Source organism: Bacillus sp. SIMBA_154, from assembly GCF_046536015.1.
GTDB classification, from domain to species: domain Bacteria; phylum Bacillota; class Bacilli; order Bacillales; family Bacillaceae; genus Bacillus; species Bacillus pumilus_P.
The window spans coordinates 48886-58974 of record NZ_JAWJBV010000018.1; the positions used below are offsets into that span (position 1 = coordinate 48886).

The 10089-nt window shown below is 39.7% G+C and carries 11 protein-coding genes and 7 tRNA genes; 5 read left to right on the forward strand and 13 right to left on the reverse strand.

Translation table 11 applies throughout. The features are described 5' to 3' along the window. Positions 1-179: 179 nt before the first annotated feature. A complete protein-coding gene (gene lepB / locus R0K30_RS18355) occupies positions 180-746 on the reverse strand; it encodes a signal peptidase I (RefSeq protein ID WP_099728244.1) in 567 nt (188 codons plus the stop codon). A 156-nt stretch (positions 747-902) separates the two neighbouring features. Beyond that, a complete protein-coding gene (gene ltaS, locus R0K30_RS18360) occupies positions 903-2843 on the reverse strand; it encodes a lipoteichoic acid synthase (protein ID WP_230030998.1) in 1941 nt (646 codons plus the stop codon). Between the two features lie 548 nt (positions 2844-3391). On the opposite strand from ltaS, the gene R0K30_RS18365 reads away from it, so the two are divergent. The 3 genes from R0K30_RS18365 to R0K30_RS18375 all read left to right on the forward strand — a co-directional run bounded on the left by R0K30_RS18365 (position 3392) and on the right by R0K30_RS18375 (position 4520). Continuing rightward, entirely contained in the window at positions 3392-3775 is a 384-nt protein-coding gene (locus R0K30_RS18365; RefSeq protein ID WP_256499427.1) for a DUF7021 domain-containing protein, read from the forward strand. Further along, positions 3775-4176 carry a DUF2262 domain-containing protein gene (locus R0K30_RS18370; RefSeq protein WP_410612161.1) on the forward strand — a complete coding sequence of 134 codons (402 nt, stop codon included), beginning with the start codon at positions 3775-3777 and terminating at the stop codon, positions 4174-4176. The genes R0K30_RS18365 and R0K30_RS18370 overlap by 1 nt, the downstream gene beginning before the upstream one ends. Before the next feature lie 74 nt (positions 4177-4250). Then, positions 4251-4520 carry a hypothetical protein gene (locus R0K30_RS18375; protein WP_410612163.1) on the forward strand — a complete coding sequence of 90 codons (270 nt, stop codon included), beginning with the start codon at positions 4251-4253 and terminating at the stop codon, positions 4518-4520. Between the two features lie 85 nt (positions 4521-4605). Here the strand turns inward: R0K30_RS18375 and R0K30_RS18380 are convergent, their stop codons facing one another. The 3 genes from R0K30_RS18380 to R0K30_RS18390 all read right to left on the reverse strand — a co-directional run bounded on the left by R0K30_RS18380 (position 4606) and on the right by R0K30_RS18390 (position 7424). After that, positions 4606-5511: a D-alanyl-D-alanine carboxypeptidase family protein gene (locus R0K30_RS18380; RefSeq protein ID WP_367308155.1), complete on the reverse strand. Its 906-nt coding sequence runs from the start codon at positions 5509-5511 to the stop codon at positions 4606-4608. 103 nt (positions 5512-5614) lie between these two features. Beyond that, entirely contained in the window at positions 5615-6730 is a 1116-nt protein-coding gene (locus tag R0K30_RS18385; protein ID WP_230031001.1) for a sensor histidine kinase, read from the reverse strand. After that, a complete protein-coding gene (locus R0K30_RS18390; protein WP_410612166.1) occupies positions 6723-7424 on the reverse strand; it encodes a response regulator transcription factor in 702 nt (233 codons plus the stop codon). Before R0K30_RS18390 ends, R0K30_RS18385 begins: the two co-directional genes overlap by 8 nt. A 209-nt stretch (positions 7425-7633) precedes the next feature. On the opposite strand from R0K30_RS18390, the gene R0K30_RS18395 reads away from it, so the two are divergent. Further along, complete coding sequence (locus R0K30_RS18395; RefSeq protein WP_099728247.1) at positions 7634-7825, forward strand: hypothetical protein; 192 nt, start codon at positions 7634-7636, stop codon at positions 7823-7825. A gap of 66 nt (positions 7826-7891) precedes the next feature. Next, positions 7892-8428, forward strand: a complete 537-nt coding sequence (locus R0K30_RS18400) for a histidine phosphatase family protein (protein WP_410612169.1) — start codon at positions 7892-7894, stop codon at positions 8426-8428. A gap of 112 nt (positions 8429-8540) precedes the next feature. On the opposite strand, the gene R0K30_RS18405 is transcribed toward R0K30_RS18400, so the two are convergent. The 8 genes from R0K30_RS18405 to R0K30_RS18440 form a co-directional block, all read right to left on the reverse strand. Continuing rightward, a complete protein-coding gene (locus R0K30_RS18405; protein WP_410612174.1) occupies positions 8541-9167 on the reverse strand; it encodes a hypothetical protein in 627 nt (208 codons plus the stop codon). A 197-nt stretch (positions 9168-9364) separates the two neighbouring features. Next, positions 9365-9446 (reverse strand) — tRNA-Leu (locus R0K30_RS18410). Between the two features lie 37 nt (positions 9447-9483). After that, positions 9484-9572: transfer RNA gene (locus tag R0K30_RS18415), tRNA-Leu, on the reverse strand. 14 nt (positions 9573-9586) lie between these two features. Beyond that, a tRNA-Cys gene (locus tag R0K30_RS18420) sits at positions 9587-9657 on the reverse strand. A gap of 5 nt (positions 9658-9662) precedes the next feature. Beyond that, a tRNA-Gly gene (locus R0K30_RS18425) sits at positions 9663-9737 on the reverse strand. A gap of 7 nt (positions 9738-9744) precedes the next feature. Next, positions 9745-9816 (reverse strand) — tRNA-Gln (locus R0K30_RS18430). A 9-nt stretch (positions 9817-9825) separates the two neighbouring features. Next, positions 9826-9901: transfer RNA gene (locus R0K30_RS18435), tRNA-His, on the reverse strand. A gap of 29 nt (positions 9902-9930) precedes the next feature. Further along, a tRNA-Trp gene (locus tag R0K30_RS18440) sits at positions 9931-10004 on the reverse strand. Positions 10005-10089 lie beyond the last annotated feature (85 nt).

Sequence of the window (10089 nt, forward strand, 5' to 3'; positions counted from 1 at the left end):
TCCTGCGTGCCGGTGCTCACGAATCTTAAATTCGCTCCGCTCCGGTACTCGTCCTTCCTAGACTTCAAGGGTTTTCTATCACGCTGAGCTGAAAAGAAGACAAAGGGCTAAAATGAAGATCATTTTAGCCCTTTGTCAACAATCTGAAAGCACACGGCTGTGTGCTTTCAAATTGTTTATTATTGGTTGAGTAATCGAATATCTTGGAAAGGATAAAACACAAATGATGTTGTCCCTTGAATATCACTCTTTGTAAAAAGACCTAAGCCGTTGCGGCTGTCCATTGAATTCTGGCGATTGTCACCCATGACAAAGTACTTTCCTTTTGGGACTGTAAGAGGGCCAAAATCAGGTGTCAGCAAAGTGCCATCTGCGGCTGCTTGCTTTTTGTTTGACGCTAAATAAGGCTCTGCCACTTTTTTGCCATTTACATACAGCTGGTCGTTTTTCATTTCGATTTTATCACCAGGTAAACCAATCAATCGTTTCACGTAGTGAGTGCTGCGGTCTTCCCCATCAAGGACAATGATCTGTCCTCGTTTATAATCACCGAAATAATCGACGGTTTTATTCACAAAAACCCGTTCTGTATCATGCAATGTCGGATACATAGATGACCCTTTGACAATGTACGGTGCGAATAAAAAGTTACGAATGATAAAAACAGCAATGAATGCGATTAAGATGGCTTTGATCCAGCCCCATAACTCTGATTTCTTTTTTTGTGTTTTTGTATTTGTTGTCATAAGCTCCTCCTGAAATCCCCTAGGACGAAATGAGTTTTCGCCAGCTTACAGCTGACGTCACGCTTGTTTCCCCCTAAATATAAACATATTTTGCCAACAAATCAAGCTGTAAGAGAGAAAAAGGCAAGCACCTTTCTGTGCTTGCCCAAAACTCAGTTAGTTAGCAGAAGAATCTGCTTCGTTCTCTTTGTTTTTACCATAGAAATAATCAGACGGATTCACTGGTTTGAAATCCGATAGCTTATGGAATCGAAGAAGATCCCTGTAGAGCACTTTATCTGAAAGGCTTAACTGATTATCAACACGGGCTTTAATTGCCTCTGTCTTTTTATTTTGTTTCACCACTTTACCCGTTTTTGTATCGTAGACTGTATTATCTACAAGGGTATATGTCGGTGTCACATAGTTTCCGTTACGGAATGCAACGGTTTGGTCATGCTTTTTAGAAAATAGATCTGTTCCGAAATTCACGAACTCGTTTGAATCAATCCCTTGTAAATGAAGAAGCGTTGGCATTACGTCTACTTCACCACCATACGTATGATTCACGCCACCCTGTTTTCCAGGGATACGAATCATGAGCGGTACACGCTGGTTTTGTGCATTTTGATAAGGTGTAATTTCTTTTCCTTGAATTTCACTCATTGCACGGTTATGGTTCTCAGAAATACCGTTATGATCACCATATAATAAAATAACTGAGTCTTTATAAAGACCTGATTTCTTCAAGTCCTTAAAGAATTGCTCTAATGACTCATCCAAATATCTTGCTGTTTGGAAGTAATTATCCACTGTTTTATCGCCAGTTGTGGCCTTAGCAATCGTCGCATCTTTTTCATCTAAATTAAATGGATAGTGATTTGTCAGTGTCATTAAATGTGCATAAAATGGCTTTTTCATTGATTCTAACATTGGGATTGATTCTTTAAAAAATGGCTTATCTTTCAGACCCATATTTACAAGGTTTTCTTCATCCATGTTGTAATATGAAGCATCGAAGAATTGATCAATTCCCATATGCTTATAAATCGTGTCACGGTTCCAGAAAGACTTGTAGTCCCCGTGAAGCACAGCACTTGTATAGCCTGCTTTTTGATCTAGGATCGCAGGAAGTGATTGGTAGGTATTTTCACCCTTTGTCACAAACGCTGCACCCTCTGGCAAGCCAAACATACTATTATCCATCATCAGCTCAGCATCTGCTGTTTTTCCTTGACCTGTCTGATGGAAGAAGTTATCGAAATACGTAAAATCACCTTTTCCGTGAGCCAGTTTGTTTAAAAACGGCGTTACTTCTTCTCCATTTAGTTTGTAATCAATTAGGAACGACTGGAAACTCTCTAAATGGATTTTAATGATGTTTTTACCTTTCGCTTTACCAAAATATTCTGCATTTGGCTTCGCATAGTGAGAAGCCGTATAGTTCACGACATCAGTTAAATCTTCACTGCTCGCATTTGCGACCTGCGTTGCGTTTTGCGCTGATTGCACCCCGTCATAAATCGTATAATTATAGACACCTAAATATTTGACAACATACTTATGATCAAATGTTCTCGTTAATAATTCCGGACGATCCTTTTCAGCTAAATGCAGATTGACAAAGAACAACCCAACACCTGCAGCCACAATAAGCAGTGCAAACGTCTTTTTCATTTGGAATTTCTTCACTTCCGGTCTCCAAATCACAATGGCAATCAAGATCATGATATCAAGGAAGTACAAAAGATCATGCGGCTTAATGCTCGACAACACACCGCCAGTCATACCTCCTCCAAGATTGCCTGCTTGTTTCATTGTTGAGAAAGTCAAAAAATCATCAAAGAAACGATAGTACGCTACATTTGCATATAAAAGTGCGGTCATAATAAAGTCAATGACAATTAAAACAATGGCAGATTTACGCCCCTTCAAAAAGAGAGCAAGTCCCAAAAACACGATGGCTGAACTAAATGGATTTAATAAGAGAAGACCCTCTTGAAAAGAACCTTTCACTCCTAAATTAAAGTCCATTTTGTAGGCTGTGTAAGATTTTGCCCAGAATAAAAGAACAGCCAAAACAAAAAAGCTATATTTGTTCGCAAATATTTTTTTCATAAAACCTCTTCTTTCTTTTTTTCGATCTGATATAAATGAAATCATAAAAAATTTACATTCATTTTGCAAATGTAAATCTTCTGCACCCAGCATTCCGATGCTCTGTCTCCGCCGGATACATGTGCTCCTTTAATATAACGGATGAGAAGCATCATAAGTTTCAAAAAAAATACGAGTAAATAAAAGGTGAAATATCCATTTACATTAAATTCACTAACACTTCATGCTTCAGTGGATGATGAAGGTTTTGTAAATCACTTAGTATTACTTTACTTTTTTCATCTAATCGTGTCAAAGTAATTATAAAGAAAAGGAAGAATCACCTAGGCTTTTCGACTCATTTACCCAAATTTATACAAAATTCGAACCCAACTCCTCAATTTGCTCTTTTATTGTGACTCAACTCCAGCAATCCATGTATTCTCACTCCTTCTGTAAGTCCAAAAAACAGTTTTAAGCAAAAAAGGCTTGATTTCCCCTGCTAATGTGCGGTGTGATAAAGATATAGATTTTGATCATATCATTCTTATGTAGCTGGGGGACATCACATGAAGAAAAACAAACAAATGAACGCATTTGAAGAAAGGTTTTCAGAAGAACTAGTAGACATGATTGCTGTCACAGGACCTTCTGGAGTAGGCGCAGGAAAAGAATCTCTTTGGACCGCTTCAATTCCACTGATTGCATGGAAGGAAAAAGGCCGCATCACAACCGAAAAAGTGAGACTCTGCTGGTTAACAGATGAAGAGGGGTTACGGGAAAAACAGGCACAATTACATAAAGAATCAATCGTTACACTTCAGGTACGAAAAGGTACAGATGAATTCATGCTGGTATCACTCATCGATACAGATACAAAGGATAGAGAGCTTCAAGAGATATTAGAAGAAGCTCCTTTTATCACGATGACAAGCTGGGCACCTTTGAATTAGTGAAAGGACTAGACTTATTTGAAACGACGATCCAATGGGGGAAGCAAGAGTGCCTTCTCTACTTCAATCTCGGAGAAGAAGAAGAAATAAACGACTCTCTCCAAGCCGCTAGACGACTCGTACAAGAGCAGACTAAATGGGATTCTTCTATTAAATCATTTGCGGCAAATAAGCTGATTGAGCTAGCAAAAGACTGGCAGGAACAAGACGATTCAGATGAAAATCAAGAAGAGATCACACATGACCAATTTATAAACCGCATTTCACTTGAAAGCCTGCAAGCTTATCCAAATGGAGAGTTTGAAGCCTACTATCATGACGGTGATTTATTTTTGGGACATGTCATCCTTGTCACTGGAAATATAAATGGCACATTTAAAGATGCACACATTGCAGGCTAAAGGATGGAGTTGTCTATTGAATGAAACCTTTCCTCTTTCTAAGCGTAATGAAACATATGAAAGGAGGAGGTCATGTGGGATTCTTTTTAGACATCTTTACCCTTGCTCTGTACATCCCTTTTCTACAGGTAGATGAAGAAGAGATATCAAGGAACGCAGTACATCTGAAAAAATATAGCTGGTTTCAAGCGTTATTAAATGATCAAACTTTCAGAGAGCTCATCATTTATAACCAAGATGTTCGCCGTGTCATTGGTCGGTTTAAAACGGATAAACTCCATCATAAGCGTTACAACATAAGATGCGAACGTAAATTACTGCAAGCATTACGCCGTGCCATGTAAATATAAAAAAGTGCCCCACTTCGGGACTGGGCGCTTTTTTATGTCTCAGAAATTGGTGACTCTTGCAAATTCAAAATTCCACTTCTTAAATAGACGTCACTTTTTGATATAACTTCATCGTATCTTTTATTTGCTGCCTGTCTGGATGACGTATATCTTCTAGCGGAGCACCCATGACAACAGTAATATATTCACGATCATTGACTACCCCAAGAGACGCCCAGCATTGACCTGCTTCGGAAGTCGTCCCTGATTTACCGCCAATAATCTCAAATCCCTGTTTGTCTTCCTGATGAAGTAACGTAAGAACAGTTGATTTCAACAAAACACCAGTCGGATGCTCTTTCGTCGGAGAGGTTTGAAAGGTTTCTTTTGTAAATACCTCTCTAAAATGTGGAACATTCAGCGCATAAGATAACATGCTCGCAACATCGTAAGCGGTTGTATATTGGTTTTCATCATGCAGTCCTTCAGGGTTCATAAAATGAGTATCATGTAATCCGAGTTCAGCAGCCTTTTCATTCATCATGCGAACAAAATCCTTCACATTTCCTGCAGTATGGATGGCCAACGAGTTTGCTGCTTCACCACCTGAAGGTAACATGGTTCCATATAAAAGATCACGATACGTGACTGTTTCACCACCCAAAAAACCAGCCATTGAAGAATTCTTTGAGATCATGTCTTGATATGTATTTTGATCAATTGAAACCGATTTAGTTAGGTCGTCCAAATGTTCAAGTGCTACAATCACTGTCATGATTTTTGTCAATGATGCTGGATACACCTTAGACTTCGCCTTTTTTTCGTAAACGACATCCCCTGATTCTCGATCGATCATATAAATATTTGGACTCACAAATTCATTGGCACCGGAAAAAGGAATGAACTGTTTCATATCTACATGTATTTGTTCCTCTACCTTTTCCCAAACAACTATCAACAGCACAATGATGACAAAAATTTTGCCCCCTATTAACACCTTTCTCATCTATCATCTACCCTTCCCTCACAAATTCTCTTATCTTAGAGAAAAGTATAGGCGAAATGATTTAAATAATAAGTAGGGCAATTCTTAAATTTTTCTTAAACCATCATGACGTTTCATAAAGTTTTTTCTCCATTGGCAATCGAACCTCAAAAGTAGTCTGAATTCTATTGCTATCCGCAGTAATTGTTCCTTCATGCTGTTCTACAATATTTTTAGCAATGAACAAGCCGAGCCCAGTGCTATTTTCTTTATACGTTCGCGACTTATCTCCAATATAAAACATATCAAAAAGATGGGGCAGATCACCTTCATGGATCACATGTCCATAATTCACAACTTGAATCACAATTTCTTTCACATTCTCATCCGTAAAACCATTGATATCAATATACTGACCGTCGTTTCCATACCGAATCGCATTAGTCATTAGATTTTCAAATACTCGAGCAAGAAGATCTCCATCACCCATGACCATCAGATCAGACGTAGAATGGATTCGGACACTCAATTGATTTTGTTCTATTAAAGGATACAACTCTTCCTTCAACTGATGAAGAAGGTCTGTTAAATGAATTTCACTCTTTTTAATTGGAAGCATTCCATAGTTCATCCGAGTGATCTCAAACAATTCATCAATCAGTCTCTCTAAACGCTGTGATTTTGTAAACGCAATGGTTAAAAAGTGGTTCATTTGCTCTTCGGTTACATACTCACCCTTCAAAATCAAATCCAAATACCCGAGAACAGACGTCAGCGGTGTTCGCAAATCATGTGCTAAATTCACCACTAACTGATCCTTACTGCTTTCTGCAAAATCCCCTCGCTCAATAGCTTCTTTTAAAGTGGTTGCTGCAGAATGAATATCCTCAGCAATCGCTTGAAATTCATCCTTCGATTTAATCTGCACACGATGTGTAAAATTTCCCTCGGCAAGTTGATGGATGCCTTGTGAAATTTCTTGGAAATATAACGCATATCGCTTTGTGAGCAAAAAGAAAAAAAGAATGGACACAGGAATAAACAAGCACAAAAACAGATTATAATCGCCAAATGCAGCAATTATTAGACGCACTTGATGGAAAAAGCCCCCCATTTGGACATAGTTTTGATAGTAAAAACGAAGAACTAAAAAGACAGAAGAAATGACGGCTCCAGCAAGCAGCATACTTAGTCCAAACAATAGTACCATTTTCATACGAAAACTCATGAATTTAACCATTGAATGCATACCCTACGCCCCAAACAGTCTTAATCCATTTATCTTTCTGCCGGTCCTCTTTTAATTTCTTCCGAAGTGTCCGAATATGAACCATCACCGTGTTTGCACCTTCAAAATAAACCTCTCCCCACACTTTGTTAAAAATAGCCTCTGTACTAAAGACTTTCTTAGGATGGCTAGCTAATAAATATAAAATATCAAACTCTTTCGGCGTAAGCTCAATGGTTTTGTCATATAACGTAACCAAGCGTTGATCAAGCGAAATCACTAGCCCACTATATTCTAACCGTGTGTGATCTTCTTTCAAAGCGTGAGACTGATTAAACTTCATCGAACGGCGTAATTGCGCATTCACACGAGCTACTAATTCAATTGGAACGAATGGTTTTGTCATATAATCATCTGCCCCAATCACAAGTCCTTGTACTTTATCAAAATCAGATGTTTTCGCACTCAAAAAGATAATAGGCATATGATACTTTTCACGTATACGATGTGTCACTTCATAGCCGTCCATTTCAGGCATCATGATGTCCAATATGAGTAAATCAATCAATTGTTCTTCCACGACCTGTAGCGTTTCCCGGCCATTTGATACTCTGATAACATGAAATCCTTCCTTATTCAAATGAATGGCAATTAAATCCGCAATTTCTCGATCATCATCAGCCACTAATATTGAAATCTCTCTCATTTGTATATGCTCCTCTATAAATGTTTTCATTTGTCCTGTGAGGTGTTTTCCATTTCATTATAGCAAAGTGACTTGCTACTTGAAGATATCGCAACAAATGATCGAAAATCAAATAATAGAAATGTTTAAAGAAAACAATTGACGCCTGGACAACTCTCCCCGTATATTATGTATAAATCCATCTTTTTCTTAGAAAAGGAGGCTCCCACATGCGCTTGTTTAAGAACTGGCGAAAAAAGCAGCACAAACAGCCGATCGCTTCAGAAACGCAAGAAGACAGCATTCCAATCAACTTTTCCACACTTCCCTTTGGTACAGACACCGTAGATGATTTTTTGTTCAACTTAGACCTGACCTCCAAGCTTACAGATCCCTATAAAGAAACAGATACGAACAAATGAACCTAGATCATGAATGCTCATCCAATCCTGGATGATTTTTTTATACTCAATGAAAGGTGTAATTCCATGAAAACCTATTATGTCGTCAGACACTGCCAAGCAGATGCACAATCCAAAGAAGCGGCTTTAACACCGCAGGGCATCGCTCAATCACACACACTTGCCCAATTCTTTTCCAGCATACACCTCAATCAGATCATCTCAAGTCCTTATAAACGAGCGATCCAAACCATCCAGCCTCTTGCTCTTGCAAAACAACTTAAGATGAAAATTGATGAACGTCTCTCTGAACGTGTGTTAAGCTGCAAACCAATGGACGATTGGTATGAGAAGCTAAAGCTTAGTTTTATGGATGTAAACATCACATATGAAGGCGGTGAATCAAGCCAGGAAGCCATGAAAAGGATCGTAGAGGTTCTATACGAACAAATACATTTAGAAGAAGATCATACCCTCTTCGTCACACACGGTAATATCATGAGCCTGCTCCTCAAACACGTCGATTCGAACATTGGCTTCAATGAGTGGGAGAAGCTCAGCAATCCAGATGTCTATGTATTGAAATACTTTCACTCAGATCATTTAGAAATAGAACGAATATGACATAACATATAAAAAACGGCAGAATCCATTCTGTCGTTTTCTCATCACAATACACCTATTGGCGATAATAAAAGGCTTCCACCCATTCATATGGTTTTTCAAGTTCCGCACATCATTTCATAAACCCGATTGTCTCCGTTTGCTGAAATTCAATCCAGGCAGATAAAAGCTGAGCATAGTAGTCTGCTTGTTTTTGAAAAAAAGTACGTGTTCTTTCATCTTGTATCAGCATCATGACATCTTGAATGCCCTGAATTCGCTCTTGATCCATCTCGAAGGTACTTAAATAAAGATCTTCATGTATATGATGAAACGAATACCATAAAGCCGCTAGATAGATTTCACAAATATGAACAATCACACGGTGCTCATCACTGCCCGCCTTCAATAAATAAGGCAGCCCTTCTCCTTGATGCACAAACAAGCCTTGCCAGCGATATGGCCTCACATCAACACGATCAAGCTTCATCCACTCTTGAAATACCGGAATGATAATACCCCTTGTCAGCGGAAAAACGAGCAAATGATGGCCATTCTCAAACTGTTCAATCCACTCAAACAGCCACGCAACAAATACTCGCTGAGTTTCAAAATCCAACTGCTTCATCTCTTCTATAAAGGACTGAAGAACCTTCAGCGCATCTTTACGCAGCCCCTGTTCTTTTCGTTCACAGTACTCTCTAAAAAGCGGATAATAATGAGACCTATCGTCTTGAATGATCGTCTGAAGCAAAGTCATAGTACGGAACAAAAATCCCCTCTCACTATATACTCGCGTTCTAGTTCACACGTATCATTCCATTGTGAGATAGCTTTCTCCCCCTCGCAACTTCGATTAGAGGTGATGGGAAAACAAAAAAACGCCTCACCACAATGGAGAAACGTTAGTTTGACGGTATATTAAGTTCAATTACCGATTATGAAAATTTTAATAGATACCGGTGGCCGGGGTCGAACCGGCACTCCGTGAGGAACACGATTTTGAGTCGTGCGCGTCTGCCAATTCCGCCACACCGGCATGATCATTAAAGAGCGCAACTTATGATAAAAATCAATGGTGCCGAGGGCCGGACTTGAACCGGCACGGTAGTCACCTACCGCAGGATTTTAAGTCCTGTGTGTCTGCCAATTCCACCACCCCGGCAGTCTTTTCAAAAAAGGCGACACCCGGATTTGAACCGGGGATAAAGGTTTTGCAGACCTCTGCCTTACCACTTGGCTATGCCGCCATTATTGGAGCGGAAGACGGGATTCGAACCCGCGACCCCCACCTTGGCAAGGTGGTGTTCTACCACTGAACTACTTCCGCATATCAACTGGGCTAGCTGGATTCGAACCAACGCATGACGGAGTCAAAGTCCGTTGCCTTACCGCTTGGCTATAGCCCAATAATAAAATGGGGCGATTGATGGGAATCGAACCCACGAGTGCCAGAGCCACAATCTGGTGCGTTAACCACTTCGCCACAACCGCCATAGATGTTATGAATCATATCATATAATTGGCAGGGGCAGTAGGAATCGAACCCACACCGGAGGTTTTGGAGACCTCTGTTCTACCTTTAAACTATGCCCCTATGAAAATAAAAATGGTGGAGGGGGGCGGATTCGAACCGCCGAACCCGGAGGGAGCGGATTTACAGTCCGCCGCGTTTAGCCACT

Bases quoted from the DNA above. Each gene is read 5' to 3' on its own strand.
- lepB (WP_099728244.1), bottom strand. From the start codon at position 746: ATGACAACAAATACAAAAACACAAAAAAAGAAATCAGAGTTATGGGGC.
- ltaS (WP_230030998.1), bottom strand. From the start codon at position 2,843: ATGAAAAAAATATTTGCGAACAAATATAGCTTTTTTGTTTTGGCTGTT.
- R0K30_RS18365 (WP_256499427.1), top strand. From the start codon at position 3,392: ATGAAGAAAAACAAACAAATGAACGCATTTGAAGAAAGGTTTTCAGAA.
- R0K30_RS18380 (WP_367308155.1), bottom strand. From the start codon at position 5,511: ATGAGAAAGGTGTTAATAGGGGGCAAAATTTTTGTCATCATTGTGCTG.
- R0K30_RS18385 (WP_230031001.1), bottom strand. From the start codon at position 6,730: ATGGTTAAATTCATGAGTTTTCGTATGAAAATGGTACTATTGTTTGGA.
- R0K30_RS18390 (WP_410612166.1), bottom strand. From the start codon at position 7,424: ATGAGAGAGATTTCAATATTAGTGGCTGATGATGATCGAGAAATTGCG.
- R0K30_RS18395 (WP_099728247.1), top strand. From the start codon at position 7,634: ATGCGCTTGTTTAAGAACTGGCGAAAAAAGCAGCACAAACAGCCGATC.
- R0K30_RS18400 (WP_410612169.1), top strand. From the start codon at position 7,892: ATGAAAACCTATTATGTCGTCAGACACTGCCAAGCAGATGCACAATCC.
- R0K30_RS18405 (WP_410612174.1), bottom strand. From the start codon at position 9,167: ATGACTTTGCTTCAGACGATCATTCAAGACGATAGGTCTCATTATTAT.